Source organism: Vagococcus silagei, assembly GCF_004795745.1.
Lineage (GTDB): Bacteria > Bacillota > Bacilli > Lactobacillales > Vagococcaceae > Vagococcus > Vagococcus silagei.
The window spans coordinates 68,634-91,473 of record NZ_SDGV01000018.1; the positions used below are offsets into that span (position 1 = coordinate 68,634).

Consider the following 22,840-nt stretch of genomic DNA (forward strand, 5'->3'; position numbering starts at 1 on the left):
TTTGTATCTGTTGTTTTTGTACTTGAAGTACTTGTTCCAGTTGTTGGTGTAACAACTCCAGCTAATTCACGAGCTTCTTTCATAATTGCATCAACTTCAGCTCTAGATTTAGCATCTTTAGTTACTTGTTGTTTAAATTCTAAGAAATCTTTTTCTTTTAATTTACCAGTATTGTATAAATCTTCTAATTCTCTTACTGCAGATTTTCTAGCTTTTGGTAAATCTTTAGCAGTTTCAACGATACCATCAATTGTTTTTGCATCAGTAGCTTTATCAATTAATTCATTGAAGTGAGCTGTATCTGCAGGTGAAATTTTATGGTCGTTTAATAATTTAAGGACTTCTTTTTTAGCTTCAATACGTAATGAATTAATACTAGCTCTTTCTTTTGCATCTTTAACTAAAGCATTAACTTCATCAATTGATTTTGCAGCATCAATTTTAGCATCAATGTCTCTTGCTTCATTTGCACTTAAACCAGTTTTTTTCAATTCAGCAATTACTTTATGAGCTTCTTTTTTAGCAGTAATTAATTCATCTTCCGCTCTTGCTTCTGCAAGAAGTTTAGCAACTTTATCAAGAGTATCTACTCTTCCTTGATTTATTGCAGCTATGTATTCTCCTTTACGTCCAGAATTTAAACCTTCCATAGCATTGATTTCTGCAATTGCAGCTACTTTAGCTTCTGATAAGCTTACAGTTTCATTTAATGTTGCCATGATAGCATCAAGTTCTGCAGCTGATTTAGCTTTATTTAATTTTGTTGTAACTTCTGAATGTTTATTATCATCGATCATTCCTTTTGCTTTTAAAGAATCAACGAAAGCAATTTTTTCAAGTTTTGAAGGTCTGATTGCAGCATAAGTATCAGCTTGGGCAACCGCAGAATCAACATCCGCAATAGTTTTCGCTCTTGATAATCTTGTGTTTACATCATTGTATTCAGATTGGCTGATTTTTCCATTATTAAGTAAACTTAAGTTATGGTTAACAGCTTCTTGAACAGCTTCTTCTAAAGTACGTTTAGCAGATGCTTTCGCAACAATAGCACTAACTTCTTCTAATGATTTAGCTTTAGCAATTTCTTGATCAAGTTCAGCTTTAGTAAGACCAGCAGGTAATTTATTATCTGTATCTAACTTAGCAATTACTGCATAAGCATCAGTTTTTGCATCAGATAATGCGATTGCATAATCTACTTTTGCTTCAACAGCTTTTAAACCTGCCATTGTAGTCGCAGCACCAGCTTCAGCATATAGTGCATCGATTTCTGTTTGAGCTCCTAATTTAGCAGAATTAGAAACAATTTTAGCTTGTAATTTAGCTTTTGCAGCTACTAAGTCTTTATTTGCTTGTGCATCTGCTTCAACTTTATCTAACTCAGCCATAATTTCAACCATTCTAGGTTGACTAGCATATAGTGCTTCTGCAATCAATTCAGCTTTTTTTGGAACAGCAATTCCTTTTGCTTCAATTTGAGCAATTCTGTCAATAACATCTTGTTGAATTAAAGTTTTTTCTGGTGCAGCTGCTTTTTCAGCTTTTTCAGCTTTTTCAGCTTTTTCAGCTACTACTGAAACTTCTTCAGTTTTTGCAGTTGCTTCTTCTTTAACTACTGTAGAAGCTTCAGTTGCTTCAGTTGCAACAACTGGAGTTGCAGCTGCTGCTGGTAATACTGTTTCTTCACCTAATGGTGTTTTTGAATCTTCAGCGTTTACTGCTGGGGAAGCCACGATAGCACCTGCTAGTAATGCTAAAGTAACTGTTGTTAATTTAACGTTTTTCATTGTTAACATCTCTCCTTATAAAATATACGATTATTTTTAGATATCCTCATCTGTTGTTCTGATTATTCTTCATTTAAATACGAACCCACAAATAAGTATTTGGTCGAAAATTAATACCAACAACATAATCCGACATCCTTAGTTATATATTATACTATGGGTTATCTCATTGTCAATATTCTTAATAACGTTTTTTATTTAATATTTTTCGTCATTTGTAAGCGCTATAACGTTGATTTGTAACGTTTCTAACACTTTAAACACCCGTTTTTTTCATAATTTTTTTCTTTATTTTAATCTTTTTGAAACATTTATGTCATCTTTTTCTATATTTTATTACTTTTTTTATAATTATATTGCTTTTTTTTAGTCTTTTTTCATTTTACCCCTCTTTTTGATGAATTCCGTGTTCATTATTCTGTTATAAATTGACTTTAGTTTTTAGATGTAATAAAGTAATAAGTAATTAATATTATATTTTTTACTATTTTGTAAACACAGTAAAAGTGAGTCACTGTTTTTAGAAAGCTAAGGGTTGCTGAAACTTAGTACACACTCTTCCTTTGAATTACATTTACATTTTATTCATTATAATAGTAGAAACTGACTAATTAGTCGTAAGAGGCATTGTTTAGTGATGAATGATGCAATTTGGGTGGTACCGCGAAATCAATGATTCGTCCCAACAAACCATTTGGTTTGTTGGGACTTTTTTTATATTAAAGGAGGAAAAATAAATGAGTACTAATATTATTGATGAATTACTATGGCGTGATGCGATCAATCAGCAAACAGATGCTGAAGGTTTGAGAGATTACGTCGAAAACAACAAGATTTCTTTATATTGTGGGGTTGATCCCACTGGAGACAGTATGCATATTGGACACTTGATTCCATTCATGATGCTTAAAAGATTCCAACAATTTGGTCATCATCCTTATATCCTAATCGGTGGTGCAACAGGAACAATTGGTGACCCTAGTGGTCGGACGTCAGAACGTCAACTCCAAACAATGGAACAAGTCCAACATAATGTAGATTGTCTAACGCAACAAATGAAGAATTTATTCTTTGATGAAGCCAATGAACATGAACTAACTATGGTTAACAACTACGACTGGACTCATGATTTATCATTACTTGATTTTTTACGGGACTTTGGTAAAAGTTTCAATATCAATACGATGTTAGCTAAAGATATCGTTTCTAGCCGTTTAGACTCTGGTATTTCGTTTACTGAGTTTACTTACCAAATCTTACAATCAATGGACTTCTTACATCTCTTCACTGAACATGATGTTCGTCTTCAGATTGGCGGCGCTGATCAATGGGGAAACATTACAGCTGGTCTTGACTTGATTCGTAAGAAAGCAGGACATGAAGCAAAAGCTTTCGGTTTAACGATTCCGTTAATGTTGAAAGCAGATGGTACTAAGTTTGGTAAAACTGCTGGTGGTGCGATTTGGCTTGATCCTAAGAAAACGTCGCCTTACGAATTCTACCAATTTTGGTTGAATCAAGATGATCGTGATGTCATCAAATACTTAAAATTCTTTACTTTCCTATCACAGAAACAAATTAAAGTTTTGGAAGAAAAAGTAGCGAATGAACCACATAAACGTGAAGCTCAAAAAACATTAGCCAAAGAAATGACACTCTTCGTTCATGGCGAAGAAGCATTAGCAGATGCTCTTACAATCACTGATGCGCTCTTCTCAGGTGACGTGAAGCAATTAACTGCTAAACAAATTGAGGATGGCTTTAGCAACATGCCTTCTAGTGAGATTGGGAAAGCTGACATGAATTTGATCGATTGGTTAATCGAAACAAAAATCGAACCTTCTAAACGTCAAGCCCGTGAAGATGTGACGAATGGTGCAATTTACATTAATGGTGAACGTGTTCAAGACACTGACTTTGTTGTCACTTCACACAATTCATTCGAAGAACGTTTTATTATCGTTCGTAAAGGCAAGAAAAAATATACACTTGTCCATCTTGTCTAAATTAAATTTTACTATAAAAAAAAGTGATGATCCATTTCATCACTTTTTTTGTATTATACTATAGGTTTTATCCCCTCAGATTCTTTTTTTCGAATTGTATTAATAAAAGTTATTATATCTAATTTATGAACATAACCCTTAATTTTATTTATCAAAAACTAGTAATATTTCAAAATACCAGTTAAGATAGTTAATGACTATATATTAAAAGAGGTAACTATGAAAATATTAATTATCTTAGCGCTAAGCTTAACAATGATCACAACGATTCTCATCATTTTATTGCCTTTGAAAACAAAATGGCATTATTCTTTAAATAAAACTTATCGCCAAAAAGTCTCGATGATTTTTGGTACTTTTTTAGTCGACGGCAACTATCGTAAATTTATGCTAAAGTCGCGAATGATGATTGCATTACCGATGCGTAAAAGTATGCTTTATTATTTAGAAATGATTGATATCAATAAGCATCTCTTTTTCAAAAGATTACAAGAAGCAAACAGAAGCTATCAAGAGTTCTTCAAGGACACGCATCTTGATAAAAAAATTAGTCGCCAATTGAAAGCACGGAGTGAGTATGCCCTGTTTCAATCACTAGAAGTCATTGATCAACTTGACTTACTTAACTATAACCAAATATTACTTCATAATTTTGAGTCTTATACTAATCGGAGTCAGTTTTTTATTTCGACTATTTTTTCTGAGCAAGATGACCCAATTAATCCTTTGATTATTTCAAAAAGTGACGGTCATCATACCTCTGACAATTCTGCGATGATTGGAGACGCTCAATAATGCTAGAAGATATCTTTTTATTTTTTGCAATTATCGTCAATTGGTTTTTATTTCTATTATATTGCATGCAACTGTTTCTCTTCCGAGTTGAATTAAAAAAAACTGAGAAAACAAATATTGTTTTGAAGAATACGCTTCTGAAAAATCCTTCTGAAAAATTTGAAGCCTTACATCAACCACTAACAATTATCGTGCCTGCTTATAATGAAGAAAAAACAATTACTAAATCAATTGAAAGTTTATTAAAACAGTCGTATCAAAATTTAACAATCTATATTATCAACGATGGATCTGCTGACGATACATTATTAACTTGTCTCCAAAGATTCAACATGGCTGCTATTCCAGACCTTACTCAGAATACGATGATTCCGACCAAAGAAACCTACCAGTTCTATCAAAGTGTGAACTATCATAATCTTTATTTAATTGATAAAGAAAATGGTGGTAAGTCTGATGCGTTAAATGTCGGCATTAATTATACAAAAACATCTCATATTTCTTTTATTGATGCTGATACATTTTTAGAAGAAGATGCACTGATTAGCTTGATGTCTTCCTTCTACTTCGACCCCAAAATTGTGTCGATTGGTGGTTTGATTCGGCCAATGACAAATAATCGCGTCTTACATGACCCAAAAATTAGAACACTGAATTTACTGAAAGGATTTCAATATCTTGAATATCTACGGAGCGTACTTGTTTTTCGTTCCAGTTTAAGTAGTATCAACAGTACTGTTATTATTTCGGGTGCCTTTGGTGTTTATACAACGGAGATTGTGCGCCAAATTGCCGGCTTTGAGACAACCTCAATTGGCGAGGATTTTGATCTGACTTTAAAGATTCGAAAATATCTTAATGACAACAAGATTGATAAATCGCAAATCTTTTTATCAAATTCTGTCTGTTGGACCCAGCCACCTGCTAGAGTAATTGAATTTGTTAAACAGCGCTCTCGTTGGCAGATTGGCTTTTTACAAACGATTATCAAACAACGGAAAATGGTTTTCAGGCCGCGTTACCGTGGTGTTGGTATGTTTAGTTTGCCAGTCTTTATTTTTACTGAACTGATTAGTTTAATCATTGAAGTGACCGGAATTTTAATTGCGCTAGGTTTACTCATGTTTAATTTGATTACTTGGAAAAAACTATTACTTATTTTCCTACTCTCTAGTTCAATCAATTTATTCTTTTCTTTGATTGTCATTCTACAAAATTCTAAATTACAAAAACTAGCTTATCGTGATACGCTTTATTTAACTTTTCTTGCATACATTGAAGCTTTTTCATTTCATTGGCTCTCAAGCTACTGTAAATTAAAAGGCGCCATTCTATTTCTTAAAGCACCACGCAAGAAACATCAATGGGGCGATATGCAACGTGAGGAAGTTCGCTAATAAAAGCAACCACCCTTTTCAGCTTTCTCATTGAGAGCTTGGAAAAGGGTGGTTTTAATTTTTCATTAATAGATTTGATAAAACAATTGATACAGGTGTCCCAAACGATTCTTAATGACTTCCTCAATAAAAAGGAGGACATCCTCTAAAATTTGTGGTGCAAAAACTAAGAACAGGATTGTCTGTAAGATGACGCCTAATGTCAAAACAATCATCATTAAATACACACCATTAATTTTCCCTTGATGTCTTGGCGCCGTCCAAACATTCCCAACAAATGAAAACTTAACTAATGTCAAGGTTAGGATAATGAGGATTAAGTAAATAATAAAAATTAACTTACTCGTCTCGCCACCGAGATTGTGTGCCAACATTAAAAGTAAGACACTAAAATAAAATGTCACACTGATTGGATGAAATAGCTTACTAAAGGCATGCCAAATAGATAATTCTTCTTTTAACAAGATGCGATATAAAAAATAAATCAACACAACATCCACTAAAAAACCTAACGCAAGCCACAATAGAAACTCTTTAAGCAATGGAAACGAACGACCATGAATAATAAATCCAAGTCCTGTTAAACCACTACTCAAACCAAAACCTGTTAATAGTACCACCATCACGTAGGTAATAATACCGTAATATTTTTCGCCAAACACTCGTGTTGGTAAGACTGGATGCTTAGTATTTTGATACATAAAGATAAAATAATTAGTTAAACGATCTAGCCAATTCAGTGTTTTCTCATTTGTTTCGTTCATTATTACAACTTGCTTTTCACCACAATAGGGACAATATTCAAAATCAGTTTCAATTTCTCTTTGACACCCTTCACATTTTTTCATCCCAACACTCCTCAATATTTTCTAACGTAACTTATAGTAAGCAAAGCCCCCGACTAAACATAAAGTTAAAACCACGATCACAATGACTTTAAATGGACTCTTCCTTTGTAGCTCTTGTTGTTCCGCGCCAATTTCAATGGGTACAAACTGTGCTTCCAATGTCTCAATTTCCTCTTCAGAATAATTTATTTGCCGTAAGTGGCCAACGGCGACGTCAAATTCAATCTGTGTCCGAGCACGATTAGCTTGGAACCAAGCATCTTGGCGTTCATTTTCTTTCCTGACTTTTGCATAGCGGATTTCGGCTTGCTTGATTTGTTCTAACTTTTCAGGAACATCTAAGTAATAAGGTATTTTTGATAATAGTGTAATTGCTGCACCAAAGTCGCCTGAACTAAATGCTTCGAGACCTTCTTGATAGAGACTTTCTTGATCGCGTCCTTGATTTTGGGCAATGAAATTGGTTACCATTGTTAATTTTTCGGCTGCATCAGCATAATCGCCCAATGCTTTAAATTGATGTTGAGCTAAACTTAGTTTGCCATCTGACATATTTTCAATGGCTGCATGATAAATTTTTTCTTGCCGAACGATTGAATCCTTAACGCCCTGATTTGCCATCAATTCTTGAACTTGTGCTAGTTTTTCAGGAGCATCTTCAAAATCTTTTAATTGTGTCAAAAGCATCTCTGCTTCGGCAAATTGTTCATACCGCATTAAAACGATTGCTCGTTCATAATTTGCTTCCAAAAGACTGATTTGGGCTGCTTCTCTAGCTTCGTTTATTTTTCTCAGTTCTTCTTGCGCCTCTTCTTCATCACTATACTTTTGATATAATTTCTTAGCTTCGATTAATTGGCCTTTCTCAACTAACTGACGTCCCGTTTCAAAATCCGTTTGGCGGTCCGGGTCCGTTTCAGTTAGATCTTGTGTCATTTTTTCATTTAATGATGCATCACATGATTGACAAAACAAATTTTCTAATGGGTTTTGAGAGCCGCAATTTTCACATGTTTTTACTTGTGCCATCTCACTAACATCCTCTTCTTTTTTTATATCACACCGTTTTTTATATTATCTCAGATTAGTCTCATTATGAAAAGATGTTTTATTCAAAATATCACGATGTTGTTTTTTAAGTTTTAAAAAAGGAAATTAACTACGCATCGTTAATTTCCTTGTACTTAATTTTTATTTTACATTACCCATCAATTCTTGAATTGGTTTGCGGATAAAGAGCAACAAAATTCCGGCAACAACTGCGACCAGTCCAACAACACCGAAATACGCTGACTCGGTTGCTGGTGTATAGAACCTGGCAATTTGAGCGTTAATCACCTGACTAGTTGCGTCAGCAAGTAACCAGATTGCTAATGTTTGAGATTCAAACGCCCGTGGTGCTAATTTTGTTGTCACCGATAAACCAACTGGTGATAAACACATTTCCCCAATAATCATAATGAAGAAACTAATAATTAACCACCATGGACTCACGCGACCTTCTGTTCCATAAAGGATACCTGGTAGCATCATCATCACAAATGATAGGCCTGCTGTTACCAAACCGATTGAGAATTTGACAACAGTTGAAGGTTGACGTTTACCCATTTTCGTCCATAACCAAACAAAGAATGGTGTTAGGGCGACAATAAAGACTGGGTTTAAAACTTGATACCAACTTGCTGGAACGTGAAAACCGAAGAAAACATCTTTCGTTCGATTTTGGGCGAATACCGCAAGGATAGACGCACCTTGTTCTTCAAGTGACCAGAAAATAATACTCCCAAGAAACAATGGAATGTATGCTCGGACTTTCTTCCGTTCTTCCAAACTTACATCTGGTGAGGTTAACATTCTCCAGAAATAATAAACTGGTAAACCAATACCTAAAACACTAGTAAAGTTTATAAAGAAGTCAATATCTAATCGACCTGCAAAGCCGGCCCAAACGAAAATAATGGCTACAACAACTGCAAAACCTAATAATGATTTAACAATTTTGCTACCTTCGCCTTTTTTAATTGGATTACTTGGTTTAGTTCCAACTGATTTTAAGGTGCTTTTTCCTTGAATCACATAAACAATAAGTCCAAGCAACATCCCAACTGCAGCTAAGCCGAATCCTAAATGATAGTTTACTTTTTGACCGACTGTCCCAATGATAACTGGGGCTAATAAACTACCGATGTTGATTCCCATGTAAAAGATTGAGAATCCAGCATCACGTCGATCGTCTTCTTCAGCGTAAAGATTACCCACCATGCTTGACACGTTTGCTTTTAACATCCCTGTTCCGATAATAATCAGAATCATAGATACAAATAACGTTAAGATTCCTGATGGTATGCCTAAAACAATATGACCAAACATGATCAAAATACCACCATAAAGCACAGTTTGACGCGAACCTAACAAACGATCCGCAATCCAACCACCGACAATCGAAGACATAAATACAAGTGCACCATACACTGACATGATAGCAAGAGCTGTTGTTTCACTTAAACCTAACCCGCCATTCGCAATTTCGTCGTACATATAGTACAGCAAAATCGCTCGCATGCCATAATAACTAAATCTTTCCCACATTTCCGTAAAAAATAACGTTGCTAGTCCAAAAGGTTGACCAAAGAACGTCTTTTTCTGGGTTTCCATAATAAACCACCTTAACAGTTTTTTCATAGATTACTTGCTCTGAAAATCTACCCACACTGCTTTTAAATAGTATCCAACTGTTTATAAGTAACAAGAAAACTTGAATAAACTTACAAAACAAATAAAAAATGATTTTTTTAACACTCTATAGTTTATCAAGTTAATTTTTAAGATACAATAATTGCTTAAAAGAAGGTTAAGTTTATTAGAATTTAATTAGAGAGGTTCTTGTTGTGTGATACAGTGAATATTTCCACCTCCATAAACAACTTCTAGTGTATCGACACCTACTACTTCGTGTTTAGGAAATAAAGCTTGAATTTGCTTAAGTGCCAATCCATCATGTTCATCACGATATTGTGGCACAATTACCCCTTGGTTCGTGATTAAAAAATTCAAATAAGAGGCAATACAAATATCACCAGGAATTCTTGGCATAGTTCCCTCAATTTTATCGACTTCGATATCATCCGGCAACACGACTGGAATTTTAGGGCAGCAAATTTTATGGACTTTAAGATGACGCCCCTTAGCATCAACCATCGCTGATAATTCTTGATAAGTCGCTTGAGCGACTTGATAAAAGGGATGCGTCTGATCTTCAGTATAGAGACAAGCCACTTCGCCCGGACGAATGAAGCAAGCAATATCATCCACATGGCCACTTGTTTCTTCAGGATCAACCCCATCTTTAAGCCACAATACTTTTTCAACATTTAGAAAGTCTTTCAAATAAGTCTCGATTTCTCCCTTTGTTAAATGTGGATTACGATTTTCATTCAGTAAACACATCTCTGTTGTCAGAACTGTTCCCTCACCATCAACATGAAAAGCACCGCCTTCAAGAACAAAATCATCTGTTCGGTAGCGATCGGTTTCCGTTAATTCACAAATTTTTTGGGCAATTAAATCATCTTGATCCCAAGGAAAGTATAGTCCAGATAAAAGACCACCCCAGGCATTAAACTGCCAATCAACTGCTCTTTTTTCACCCTTTTGATTCACTAGAAAACTTGGGCCCACATCACGCATCCAGGCATCATTTGAAGACATTTCAACAACTTGAATTGTTTCAGGTAACTGCATGCGACAATTTTGGTATTGTTTTTTTGACACCACCATTGTAACAGGTGTGAATCGCTGAATGGCTTTGGCAACATTTACAAAAGCATGTTGGACGGGTTTAGCACCATTTCGCCAATTATCAGGACGCTCTGGCCAGATCATCCATATTCTTTTTTGGGCACTGTACTCTCCTGGCATCCAAAAACCGTCTTGTTTTGGTGTCGTTTCATTGTGTGTTTTTACCATTAATATCACTATCCTTTACTTAGATTTCAATATTCTTTAGCCCCATTCTAACTGAATTTCAAAAACACGTCATCTTTTCAGCTGATTCAAACTAAAATACATTGATAAAATTTACTAAATATTTTATAATTAATTTACTAAACATTTTAACGGAGGGTTCACATGGAAACTTTAGCAATTCATTTTAATGAACTATTTGGCACTGAGGCAACAGGACATTATTTTTCACCTGGACGAATAAATTTAATTGGTGAGCATACTGATTACAATGGCGGCCACGTCTTCCCTGCTTCCATTACATTAGGTACATTCGGCTACGCGAAAAAAAGAAACGACAAAATGGTGCGTCTTTATTCAGAAAACTTCCCTGACAAAGGTATTATTGAATTTTCAATTGAGGATTTAGCCTATAATGATGCGCACTCGTGGGCTAACTATCCCAAAGGTGTCATTAAGTATCTTTTGGATGAAGGACACACCATTGATAGTGGGCTTGAATTAATTATCGAAGGCACAATTCCAAATGGTGCAGGGTTATCTTCTTCTGCTTCTTTAGAATTGTTGACCGGTGTTGTTTTAGAAGATTTATTTAAGCTAAAAATCGAACGCTTAGACTTAATCCTGATTGGTAAACGTGTCGAAAATGAATTTATCGGTGTAAACTCAGGCATTATGGATCAATTTGCAATTGGTATGGGACAAAAGGACAAAGCCATCTTGCTTGATACAAATACGTTAAAATACGAACTGGTTTCAGCAGACTTCGGTGAATATGTGATTGCGATTATGAATACGAATAAACGACGTGAATTAGTTGATTCAAAATATAATGAACGCCGTGCCGAATGCGAAAAAGCTTTGACATTACTTCAAAAAGGATTAGATATTCAATCATTAGGTGATTTATCAACAGAAACATTTAATGCCCATCTTGATTTAATCAATGACCCGACACTCATTAAACGCGCAAAACATGCTGTAACTGAAAACGAAAGAACCTTAGTCGCTAAAAAAGCACTCGAAGACCATAATCTGGTTGAATTTGGACAACTCCTTAATGCTTCACACGATTCACTTCAAACTGATTACGAAGTCACTGGGATTGAACTTGATACACTAGTCAATGCAGCCCGCAAACAAGCTGGTGTCCTTGGCGCTCGGATGACTGGAGCTGGCTTCGGTGGCTGTGCGATTGCATTAGTTAAGGCAAGTGACTGGAAACAGTTTGTTGTCGGGGTCAAAAAAGAGTATCATGAGACTATTGGTTATAATACAGATATCTATCAAGCAAGCATCGGTTCAGGTGCAACTGTATTAACTTAAACTTAGGAGGAAAAAACTATGACAATTCTTGTATTAGGTGGCGCAGGTTATATCGGCTCTCATGCCGTAGATCAATTAATTTCAAAAGCTTCTGATGTTGTTGTTGTTGATAATTTACTAACAGGACACCGTGAAGCAATTCATCCAAAAGCACGTTTTTATGAAGGAGATATTCGCGATAAAGCCTTTTTAACAGATGTTTTTAACAAAGAAAAAATTGATAGTGTGATTCACTTTGCAGCTAGTTCACTTGTTGGTGAATCCGTTGAAAAACCGTTACTTTATTTCAACAATAATGTTTATGGTATGCAAATCTTACTTGAAGTGATGCAAGACTTCGATGTGAAACACATTGTCTTCTCTTCTTCTGCCGCAACATATGGTGATGTTAAAGATCCAATTATTAAAGAGACAACGCCAACAAATCCTGCCAGCCCTTATGGCGCAACCAAACTAATTATGGAAAACATGATGAAATGGTGTGACGGTGCTTATGGTATGAAATTTGTTGCCTTACGTTATTTCAACGTGGCTGGTGCTAAAAGTGATGCTTCAATTGGTGAAGATCATAATCCTGAATCACATCTAGTGCCGATTATCTTACAAGTTGCACTTGGTCAACGCCAAGAGTTAGCAATTTTTGGTGATGATTATGATACTGAGGATGGGACTTGTGTGCGTGACTACGTACATGTTGAAGATTTAATTCAAGCCCATATTCTAGCACTTAATTACTTAAAAGAAGGCAACGAAAGTAATGTCTTTAACTTAGGTAGTTCAACTGGTTATTCAGTTAAAGAAATGCTTGATGCAGCGCGCGAAGTGACTGGTAAAGAAATTCCTGCAAAAATTGCACCTCGTCGTGCAGGTGACCCTGGTACGCTCGTTGCTGCTAGTGATAAAGCTAAAGAAGTTTTAGGTTGGCAACCAAAATATACACAAGTTAAAGATATTATTAAAACTGCTTGGGACTGGCATGTGGGCCATCCAAATGGCTATGATGATTAATACTTAGGGGGAACAATTACATGTCAATCAGTCAAACAATCTATGACTTTACTTCATTTGCACTTAAGTATGGTGAATGGATGGAAATGGATCGCCTATATTTACAAAATCGCTTATTAGCATTGATTGGAGAAGATTCATTAGACGTTGTAACAGCAACTGAAAATTGGGAAAACTTGGATGTTTTAGACCTGTTGGATGCATTAACAAGTGTGGCTTTAGAAAATGAGGTCATCGCTGATTCTTTTTCCGAAAAAGAACAGCTTGAAGCTAAAATTATGGACTTTCTAACACCACCACCTTCAGTCTTAAACGCTTTATTTGCTCAACGTTACGATGATGATCCTGTCACTGCAACGGACTATTTTTATGAACTATCGCGGAAGAATAATTATATTAAAACGCGTGCCATCGCAAAAAATAAAGTTTTTACCGTCGACACAGAATATGGTGCTTTAGATATTACTATAAATTTATCCAAACCGGAAAAAGATCCTAAGCAAATTGCCTTAGAGAAGAGTACCAAAAAAAGTAACTATCCTGCTTGTATGTTATGTATGGAAAATGAAGGGCATGCTGGCAGGGCGAATCATCCAGCTCGTACTAACCACCGTATCATTCGTATGAATCTTAATACTGAAAGCTGGGGCTTACAATATTCACCTTATGCTTACTATAATGAACACTGTATCTTTTTAGCTGAAGAACACCGTCCGATGGTAATTCAACGTGAAGCTTTTGATCGTTTACTAAGTATTGTTGATATTTTCCCCCATTACTTTGTTGGTTCAAATGCAGACTTGCCTATTGTTGGTGGCTCGATTCTTTCTCATGACCATTATCAAGGAGGACGTTATGATTTTGCCATGGCGAAAGCTCCGATTGAAACGACTTTTGACTTGCCTATTTTTCCAAATGTTAACGCAGGAATTGTCAAATGGCCAATGTCTGTCATTCGTTTAAGTGGCAAGAAAAAAGAAGATTTGGTCAATGCAGCTGACTATATTTTGGCTAGTTGGAAAAACTTCTCACTTCCTGAACTAGAGATTGTTGCTGTTTCTGAAGGTGGTACACCGCATCACACAGTGACACCGATTGCGCGAAAAAATAATGGTTTATTCGAGCTTGATTTAGTCCTGCGTGATAATAATGTTTCAGAACAACATCCTGATGGTATTTTCCATCCCCATCAAAAACTTCATCACATCAAGAAAGAAAATATTGGTTTGATTGAAGTGATGGGCTTAGCAATTTTACCACCACGGTTAATTAGTGAAATGAACGAAGTTAAAAATTTCTTATTAGATCTTAGCACAGACGTTGCGCATTATCATTTAGACTGGGCAAAAGAAATCAAAGCAACGCATGACATCCAACCAGACACTGTTGACCAACTTTTAGAACAAGAAATTGGTTTAGTCTTTAAAGAAGTTTTAGAAAATGCGGGTGTCTTTAAGCGTGACGAACAAGGAAAACAAGCTTTTCTATCGTTTGTCGAAGGTCTTTAGAGAGGAGTTAGGGTATGGCAACAATCAAAGATATTGCTGAAAAAGCAGGTGTCTCACCTGCAACAGTATCGCGTGTTCTCAATTATGATGACAGCCTCTCTGTTGGTAAAGACACTAAAAAAAGAATTTTTGAAGTCGCAGAATCTTTAAACTATACAAAATATAAAACGAAACAAAAAGCTCAACAAAAAGCGATTCGCTTGATTCAATGGTATAACGATGAAGAAGAATTAGCGGATATTTATTATCTTGCGATTCGTTTGGGGATTGAACAAAAAGCTCAGGAATTAAATATTCAACTGATTAAAGAATCAATTGGTTCTATAACCGAAACAACAACGGATGGCACCATTGCCTTAGGTAAATTTGATGCTACCCATTTAGAGCAGTTAAAGAATACACCGCAACCATTATTAGTTGTCGACTCAGATGCTTTAGCGTTGGGCATTGATTCCCTAACCGTTGATTTTAACCAAGCCGTTGAACAAGTTCTTGATTTTCTGACACTTGAAGGTCATAGTGAAATTGGTATTCTTTCAGGGATTGAATATACAACTGAAAAACAAGAAATTATTGATCCTCGGTTAGTAGCTTTTCAACAAAGCATGCTCAGTCGTGATTTATATCAACCAAACTTGGTTTATGCTGCACCTTTTAATGTAGAAGCTGGATATGCTGCAACTAAAGCTTTTATAGCCAAAGCAGAAACTTTGCCTAGTGCCTTATTTGCAACCAGTGATGCTCTTGCAATTGGTGCCATGCGTGCTTTTCAAGAACATCAACTTACAGTACCAGATGATATTGCGATTATCGGTTTTAATGATATCAGCATCTCAAAATATGTGACACCGGCTTTAACAACTGTCAATATTCCAACTGAATGGATGGGTGAATTAGCAGTTAAGTTGCTCGTTGACTTAATTGAAGATCCCGCACCACAACCACGAAAAACAACGATTGGCACTAAATTGGTCTGTCGTGATTCAACACGTACAAAAGCATAATATATAGTTAAGAGCCCAACCTCAACAAATCGAGGTTGGGCTCTTATATTTAGATTAAAATTTTCTTATCTTCTGTGTTTTGATTCTTTGGATGAATTGCTTTATAACTTTGAATAAACGCTTGCGAAATCAACAGTCGTTTTGGATAAACCAAGTAACGCGGATACCAATTCGGTTTAAACTTGCTCTTATAGTTCCGCAGACCTTTGAACGAATAAAGACTGGAAGAATTCTGATAAACACTTGTAATGATCGTCGTTAAAAACGTATTGGTTTTTTCAAACGAACTTGATAATGGCGCCATCCCTAAATTAAAGACTACATATTTTTCCTCTTGTGCCCACAGAATAAGATTCAGATATAATAAATCCATCATTGGAATTGCGTCATGTTCTTCCCAACGAATTAAGTCGACAGACATTTTACCATCAATATAAGCGGGCATCAGTGACGCAAAGGCGATTGCGCGGCCTTCTTTTGTTCGAATAGTTGCGATATCTTGTTTCATCAGATAAGTTTCATTAAAATTACCGAGCGAGAAACTCATCTCTTTGCGACCACTTAACCACACATCAGAAATTGGGCGCAATTCTTCTATCAAATCATGTGTCGCTGGTTCAATTTGAAAACTTAATTCCTCATTGGTCTGTTTATTTAACAATTGACGGAATACCTTGCCTTTGTTTCCGGTAATTTTAAAGGCTTGGACATCGACTTCAGCTTCCTCTCCTAAGTTAAACAAACTATAATTTAATTCCGTATAAATATGAATATTTTCAGTTGTCGTTTGATAAACAATGATTTCCTTACCCACTTTAGTTGCATAGTCGTGGACTTCTTTAAAGAACGGGAAGAAATTTTCTACTTTTCCAATTGGGTCTCCCAAAACGAGAATATAATAGCTACATTCTAAGTAGATCAGACCTACTTCTAAATCTTGATCAACTAGAACAGCATTACTTGGTAAAAAACCTAAATTGGCTAGGTTACTGCCTGCATAATTAATCAACAATTCCTCAAAATCTTCACGTTTACCACTCATCTTATTCTCATCCGCTAAGGTCGCAAATGTATATTTATGACGCAAGCGATAACGATTACCCCAGAGATATAAGAACCAAACTAACGAAATGAGAACAAAGGAGATATAAAATGCTCTTACCATTTGCGGATCATATTCAGCCGAGGTTTCAATAATAATTAAATGAATCAAATAGACCATAAAAAATGTTAAGCCCCAGACAACTTTCTCACGCCGATATCTAATCGTCAGATATGTGGTAAAGTTTTTTCGTGAGAGAAAGAGGACTGACACAAAAATTCCCGATATAATAAAACCTTCAACGAAATAAAGATGATCAAATAAAACAATTTGGCAGAGAACACCAATCACAATTAAAATCAATAGATTACGAAACGCTTCCTTTGATTTATAAAACAAGCCAACATAATTTGGAATCATATAAAAAGTTGCCAAGACATACATCACATTAAAAAACACTAAGCGATAGCTGTTGTCTTCAGGGCCGATACTAAATAAACCAACCATGGCATCTTGTGTTAAGAAAAATGACCCAATCACAAAGACTGAAACCATGATCCATTGAATCATCTTTTGCACGCGACGTTTCGTCACATCAATAAAAATTGTTCCAAATTCTTTGGTAAAGATAATCACATTGTCTTTTTCATTTAGTTTTTCTTTTAAGATGAGTTGCATCTCACTAATTGATAAAATCAAACCTAAAAAGAATGGCAAAATGTAATACGTTAAACGATAAAATACTAATGCCAATAAAACGGGGCCACGTTCCAAGCCGAATTGATGGGTCATTCCGAGTAAGAAGACCACATCAAAAGCACCTAAACCACCTGGCACCATACTAATTAAACCAGCAATTGCAGCAATAATAAAGACACTTTCCATCTGCCAAAAATCAACATTTACATCAACAAAGCGAAGTGATAAAAACATCACCAATCCGACAAACATATAGTCAATGACAGACACACACGTATATTTAAAAGTTACCCACCGATCAGTCGGAACAGGTGCTTTAATCGTCGTAATAGCTAAGAAAATCGGTAATAGCCCTGCCAAAATATAAAGCCCAACTTTTAAAATAGGTTTCTTAGCTAAAAGATAGTCAGCTGAGAAAACATTGGCAACAACTAAGAATGACAGAACACCAATTCCTGTCAGCATCGACAATAGCAACAGTGAGATATTCTTTTTCAAGATTGATTTCTCTTCATCTGTTTCGGTAAAGCCTTGAAAATAGTTATAACGTATTGTTGAGCCAATCACACCTCCAAAACCAATGAGTGTGTTTAAAGAATTAATAATCCAACTCATTTTCATTGTTTTTAAGATTGGTACTTTTAATTTCTGTGACCTAATTAAAACCACATCATATAAACTCAAAATCCAGACGCCCAAAAAACTGACTAAAATCAAAGTTGCAATTGATGCTAGCGAACGGTTTTCAACAATTTGAAAGACATCTTTAAAATTAATGGCACTCAATTCTGATTTTAATTTCCAAGCAGATAGCAGAAAGATGCTAAAAGCCACGATAAACTTGATGAATTTTTTCACGCTGCTCACTCCCCCTATTCATGAATAAACGATTCAAATATAGTCTATCACTGTCTCTCAAACAGGCAAAGTAAAAAAAAAGAACTTAAACACGCTCATACAAGGAGTGCATAAAAGTCCTTTTAGTTAATTGCTTAATGATTTGTACATAAACGGTAAATGGCTTCAGCGTAAATTACCATTGTTTGTTCCATTTCAGCTAATTGCCATGTTTCATTTGGTTGGTGCATTGTATCCACAGTATTTTCAAACATTGCGCCAAATGCGACACAGTTATCCATTGTTCTGGCAAATGTTGCCCCACCTGAAACAAGTGGTTCACGCATGTCACCAGTAACATCACGGTAAGCACCTAATAATGATTGAACTAATTCAGAGTCAACTGGTACATAAAGTGATGCTAAGTAGTCAAATTCCGCATATGTTAAACCGTATTCAGCCACTTTTTTCTCTAAGCTAGCGACTACATCATCTTTAGAAACCGTTACTGGTAAACGTAAGTCCAAACCAATTTTTGTTTCTTTTTCATTTATTTCAACTGTTGCAACGTTGAATGTTAATTTTCCAGATGCTTCGTCACTTACTTCACCCACTACGCTCACGCCATTTGCATCAGCTTTGACAAGTTTTCCTAAGAAATCAAGTGCTGGATGATCAATGACTTCACACATTGCTTCAGCTAAACGAGTGTTGGCATTAATTCCTTCTGGTGCATCTTTCGAGTGAATTGATTTTCCGGCTACTACTAAGCCATCATTTGTTTCTTTAAAGTTATAGCCAAGTTTAGTCAACACAGCTTTAATTTCTTCTTGTTTGTCGCCTGTATAGGTTGCAGAATCAGGAACAACGTTTAAAGCACTACCACCTTTAATGGTAAAATCTTTACTACCTGGACCAGTCAAGTGAGCTTGTAATAAGCCTTTTTCCGCAAATGTTAATGGGAAATCTGAGTCAGGTGCAAAACCTAAATCGATTGGTGCTTCGTTCTTTTTATATTGGTCCATACAACGCCATAATGTTTCTTCGTCTGTTCCGAAAATAAAGCGAACTTTTTTATTTAAGGTTGCTCCACTATCTAAAACAGCTTTTAAAGCGTATAGAGACGCAATAGTAGGTCCTTTATCATCTTGAACACCACGTCCAACTAATTTTCCATCTGCATTTGTCGCAGAGAATGGTGGTACATCCCATAGGCTTTCATCACCAGGAGGTACAACGTCTAAGTGACAAAGGATACCGAAAATTTCTTCCCCTTCGCCAATTTCAGCATAACCATAATATCCTTCAGGATCAATGAAAGTTGTAAATCCTTCTTCTTCGAATAGTGTAAGTGTTTCTTTCAAGCAGTCGACAATATCTTGTCCAAATGGTGCACCAGGTACGCCATCTTTTAAATAAGAAGGTACTTTTACGACACGCTGTATCGCTTGAATAGCTTTCTCTTTATGTTGCTCTGTAATAAATTGTTTCATCTTATCACCTTTCTTCTTCGTTGTAGAATTCGTTTTCATCCACCTCTTATTATACACTACTCTTTCAAGTTTGAAAGAGACGAAACAAAAAATCCTAACAAAAAAAGACAATTGTTTCTTTCAAATTTGCAAATGATGACCATAAAAAATTGTTATTTTTGATATTTGACATTTTGAGGGATACGTTTTATTCTAAATGCAACAATTAAACAGTTAACTATGAAGAGTTGAGGTAGTGATACGACACAATGACCTCACGGCAACGTACCATCTTTGGCAACGTGCTCCCGTCGTAAACCATAGTGCGTCTCGGACAGCTCGCATTCATGGTGAGCTGTTTTTTTGTTTAATAAAAACAAAGGACGTGTCAAAATGTATTATTGGTATCAAGAAAAACTAATTAAATTAACGCCTGCAACAAACGAACAGATTGAAGGTAAATTTTATCAACTCCTAGAGAGTGCACAAGAATCCATTCTTTATGAATATGAAATGCGTGAGGCCAGAGAACTATTAGAAATAATCAAAGATCATCCATTATTTCCACAACTTCATTCAGCTTTTGTTGCAACTGAAAAAATTTGCATCGCCAAACGTGAAAAATCACCATATACAGGACCCAAAAATTATGTTGAAGCCATTGCTGCTAAACAAAAATAAACTAACCAAAATATAAATTCAACGTTTTGGTTAGCTTAATTTGTTAATAATAATTAAGATTGTGGACTACTGTTGATAGCTTTTAACATTTTTCGTTCATTCAATGTTTCGGTTCTTTTCATTGCAATTAATATCATTACGGTCATGATTAAGTAGATTGCCCAACTGATTGTACTAGAAAATAAATTCGCACTCCCTAAGAAAATCACTTGACCAATTGGACCTCCAATTAAGACGATTAATTGGAAAATACCACTTGAAATTGCAAGTTTATCCTGTGGAATAATTTTAATCATCATTGCTGAAATACGTGGATTGATTTTACCCATTAGATAACCTGACAATAAGACATTCGCAAAAAGTAACACTCTAGATTGGATGAACAAAATATTGATTGGAAAACACATCATGACGACCAACGCTAACATGATAATACGATGTGGTTCCCAATTTTTGAATAAACCATTAATGGTAAATGAGCCCACTAAAACTCCTACTGAAATGAAGACACTCACGAGTGAAATCGTTTGGGCAAAATTTTGAATCCACATATTTGATAGCGTTAGTAAACTAATATTTAACAAACTACCAAAGGATGACCCTAACAGATTAAAAAATAGGGCAACAATTAATAATAACTTCAAAGCAAAATTTTTATTAATCAATTTTCCAGTAAAGCGGAGACTTTCTTTAAAGCTTAATTTTTCAATCTCAGCGTCATTTGCCTGGGCGTCTTCAGCAACTCCTTTATTAAGGTAGAAATCTTTTTGATGCACAAAAACGACAAAGGCTGCTGCAAAGAAGAAGCAGGCATTAATTAGTCCAAACAGGCTATATTGATAATTCATTTGGACAATAGCCCACCCTGCAATACCTTGAAAAATAAGTTGGACCATGGTCCTTGCAGACATTTGAAATCCCATGACTCCATCTACCTCTTCAGTCGGAATCATAGCTTGAAAATAAGCTAAACACAAGCCGTTTCCGTATTCTCCTAAACAATCAGAGGCGACATTAATCACCAATAAAATTAAGAACAACATCATTGATGAAGGTAACATCACAATTGAAGCAAGGAGGACAAATAGTAGGCCTTGCAAGATGCGCGAATACACCATCCACTTATGTTTGCGAATTGTTTGGTCTGCGAGATGTCCGACCCATGGATCTAGAAAAGCTGGGATAAACATTGTCATTGACGCCAACGTGATGGCTAATTTATTAAAGGGTTGTTGACTTGCATACACGATAAATACGATATTAAATAAACTATTGCCAATGGCTGTTAACATCGTTGCATTGAATAATGCACGGTACCCTTTATTTTTTCGATATTGATTCATTTCACTCACTCCACTTTCTTTTTTAGTACGATTATTAGTGTTCCTCTATGAATTAACTTTACCAAAGGCTATAATTAAGCAAGAGAATTTTACACTATAGTGGAAAGGAATTGAGTGCATGATTCAAGATGGCCCTTTTTTTCGCAGTTTAAGAGAATCTAAAAACATGACCATTCAAAGTGTGGCTGATGATTTGAACAGTGTCTCGTTTATCAGTAAATTTGAAAAAGGCAATTCTAATATTAGTTTGACACGTTTTGAAAGATTATTGGAGAATATCAATGTGTCTCCAGAAGAGTATTTTTATCTAAGAGCAGTAAAAAATGATACGACAATTTCCGAAACTTTTACTGGGCAAGACATGAATTATTTGAGTTCTGATTTTATGGCAACTGTTGCTAAAATTTATCAAATCATGACTTTTCAAGACCTCCAAAGCAGTAATTATCCACAACTTATCGATCAACTAGAATCACTTAAACAAAATCTAATCCCCACTGTTCGCTGGCAACGATACTTAATAATTTACATAAATATCTTAATCTCAACCTGTCGTTCAAATCTCGAAAAGAATCCTAATGATCTAACCATTGATGAGTCAATGCAAATCTTTTATCAACAATCTAAACCCATTGCGACTTATCTTTATTCTGTTGATACATGGACTGCTTTTGAAATCACACTTTTTCGTATTTTCCTTTTTTCATTTCCACTTGATACAGCTTACCAACTTACCAAAACAGCGCTATCACGTTCTGAAAAGCAGCATTCTTTTGATGTGATTCATAAAATGAGAGTTGATATTATGTTTTCTAGTTTTTCGCTCTTTTGTAATTTTAATCAAAAAAAACGTGCCAAAGAAATGCTAGAAATCGCCACTCGTGCATTGGATAATGATCGTGATTTAGAAAATAGTACCGCGCTTCTTTTTTATCAGGGATGGTTCGATATTTATTTTGATAATCGTGAGAATGGCATCATGCAATGTAATCAAGCTATCTCAATTGCTCACATTTTAAAGCAATCCAGTCTTGAAAAAAATTTTCGTTCATCGCTCGAACTTTTAAAAAGTTACACACCTAATCAGCGAAACTTTCTTTTTTTTACCTAAATAAAAAACGCCA

General features: G+C 35.4%; 17 protein-coding genes. 9 read left to right on the forward strand and 8 right to left on the reverse strand.

Features of this window, described 5'->3' with window-relative positions; translation table 11 throughout:
* Positions 1–1,787, reverse strand: a 1,787-nt coding sequence (locus tag ESZ54_RS08925) for a GA module-containing protein (protein WP_162615145.1), incomplete at its 3' end; no start/stop codon positions are given.
* 737 nt (positions 1,788–2,524) lie between these two features.
* Between ESZ54_RS08925 and tyrS the strand changes: the two genes are divergently transcribed.
* The 3 genes from tyrS (at position 2,525) to ESZ54_RS08940 (ending at position 5,985) form a co-directional block, all read left to right on the forward strand.
* The gene (gene tyrS / locus ESZ54_RS08930; protein WP_136137327.1) at positions 2,525–3,793 is read left to right on the forward strand and encodes a tyrosine--tRNA ligase; all 1,269 of its coding nucleotides are present in this window, start codon (positions 2,525–2,527) and stop codon (positions 3,791–3,793) included.
* Between the two features lie 219 nt (positions 3,794–4,012).
* Positions 4,013–4,588 carry a hypothetical protein gene (locus ESZ54_RS08935; protein ID WP_136137328.1) on the forward strand — a complete coding sequence of 192 codons (576 nt, stop codon included), beginning with the start codon at positions 4,013–4,015 and terminating at the stop codon, positions 4,586–4,588.
* Positions 4,588–5,985 (forward strand): glycosyltransferase family 2 protein, encoded by a 1,398-nt coding sequence (locus tag ESZ54_RS08940; protein ID WP_136137329.1) that lies wholly within the window; start codon positions 4,588–4,590, stop codon positions 5,983–5,985. Before ESZ54_RS08935 ends, ESZ54_RS08940 begins: the two co-directional genes overlap by 1 nt.
* 65 nt (positions 5,986–6,050) lie before the next feature.
* Here the strand turns inward: ESZ54_RS08940 and ESZ54_RS08945 are convergent, their stop codons facing one another.
* The 4 genes from ESZ54_RS08945 to aguA all read right to left on the reverse strand — a co-directional run bounded on the left by ESZ54_RS08945 (position 6,051) and on the right by aguA (position 10,799).
* Positions 6,051–6,833, reverse strand: coding sequence for a zinc ribbon domain-containing protein (locus tag ESZ54_RS08945; RefSeq protein WP_136137330.1), 783 nt, complete (start codon positions 6,831–6,833; stop codon positions 6,051–6,053).
* Positions 6,834–6,854: 21 nt separating this feature from the next.
* Positions 6,855–7,862 (reverse strand): zinc ribbon domain-containing protein, encoded by a 1,008-nt coding sequence (locus ESZ54_RS08950; protein WP_136137331.1) that lies wholly within the window; start codon positions 7,860–7,862, stop codon positions 6,855–6,857.
* Positions 7,863–8,024: 162 nt separating this feature from the next.
* Entirely contained in the window at positions 8,025–9,488 is a 1,464-nt protein-coding gene (locus tag ESZ54_RS08955; RefSeq protein ID WP_136137332.1) for a peptide MFS transporter, read from the reverse strand.
* Positions 9,489–9,704: 216 nt separating this feature from the next.
* The gene (aguA, locus tag ESZ54_RS08960) at positions 9,705–10,799 is read right to left on the reverse strand and encodes an agmatine deiminase (protein WP_136137333.1); all 1,095 of its coding nucleotides are present in this window, start codon (positions 10,797–10,799) and stop codon (positions 9,705–9,707) included.
* Between the two features lie 162 nt (positions 10,800–10,961).
* Between aguA and ESZ54_RS08965 the strand changes: the two genes are divergently transcribed.
* Genes ESZ54_RS08965 through ESZ54_RS08980 form a run of 4 tightly spaced genes read left to right on the forward strand, consistent with a single transcriptional unit; the run spans position 10,962 to position 15,642 of the window.
* Positions 10,962–12,122, forward strand: coding sequence for a galactokinase (locus ESZ54_RS08965; RefSeq protein ID WP_136137334.1), 1,161 nt, complete (start codon positions 10,962–10,964; stop codon positions 12,120–12,122).
* A gap of 18 nt (positions 12,123–12,140) precedes the next feature.
* Positions 12,141–13,130 (forward strand): UDP-glucose 4-epimerase GalE, encoded by a 990-nt coding sequence (gene galE, locus ESZ54_RS08970; RefSeq protein WP_136137335.1) that lies wholly within the window; start codon positions 12,141–12,143, stop codon positions 13,128–13,130.
* A gap of 20 nt (positions 13,131–13,150) precedes the next feature.
* Positions 13,151–14,638: a UDP-glucose--hexose-1-phosphate uridylyltransferase gene (gene galT, locus ESZ54_RS08975; RefSeq protein WP_136137336.1), complete on the forward strand. Its 1,488-nt coding sequence runs from the start codon at positions 13,151–13,153 to the stop codon at positions 14,636–14,638.
* A 14-nt stretch (positions 14,639–14,652) separates the two neighbouring features.
* Entirely contained in the window at positions 14,653–15,642 is a 990-nt protein-coding gene (locus tag ESZ54_RS08980) for a LacI family DNA-binding transcriptional regulator (protein WP_136137337.1), read from the forward strand.
* Between the two features lie 49 nt (positions 15,643–15,691).
* Here ESZ54_RS08980 and ESZ54_RS08985 read toward each other — a convergent pair whose 3' ends face one another.
* Together ESZ54_RS08985 and ESZ54_RS08990 are read right to left on the reverse strand one after the other, a co-directional pair.
* Positions 15,692–18,241, reverse strand: coding sequence for a phosphatidylglycerol lysyltransferase domain-containing protein (locus tag ESZ54_RS08985; protein WP_136137338.1), 2,550 nt, complete (start codon positions 18,239–18,241; stop codon positions 15,692–15,694).
* A 134-nt stretch (positions 18,242–18,375) separates the two neighbouring features.
* Positions 18,376–19,713: a M20 family metallopeptidase gene (locus tag ESZ54_RS08990; protein WP_136137390.1), complete on the reverse strand. Its 1,338-nt coding sequence runs from the start codon at positions 19,711–19,713 to the stop codon at positions 18,376–18,378.
* Between the two features lie 342 nt (positions 19,714–20,055).
* Here ESZ54_RS08990 and ESZ54_RS08995 point away from each other — a divergent pair, with 342 nt between their 5' ends.
* The gene (locus tag ESZ54_RS08995; protein ID WP_204249532.1) at positions 20,056–20,373 is read left to right on the forward strand and encodes a hypothetical protein; all 318 of its coding nucleotides are present in this window, start codon (positions 20,056–20,058) and stop codon (positions 20,371–20,373) included.
* Positions 20,374–20,426: 53 nt separating this feature from the next.
* Here ESZ54_RS08995 and ESZ54_RS09000 read toward each other — a convergent pair whose 3' ends face one another.
* The gene (locus tag ESZ54_RS09000; RefSeq protein ID WP_136137340.1) at positions 20,427–21,716 is read right to left on the reverse strand and encodes an MFS transporter; all 1,290 of its coding nucleotides are present in this window, start codon (positions 21,714–21,716) and stop codon (positions 20,427–20,429) included.
* Positions 21,717–21,834: 118 nt separating this feature from the next.
* Between ESZ54_RS09000 and ESZ54_RS09005 the strand changes: the two genes are divergently transcribed.
* Positions 21,835–22,827 (forward strand): Rgg/GadR/MutR family transcriptional regulator, encoded by a 993-nt coding sequence (locus ESZ54_RS09005; RefSeq protein WP_136137341.1) that lies wholly within the window; start codon positions 21,835–21,837, stop codon positions 22,825–22,827.
* The last annotated feature ends 13 nt before the right edge of the window (positions 22,828–22,840 follow it).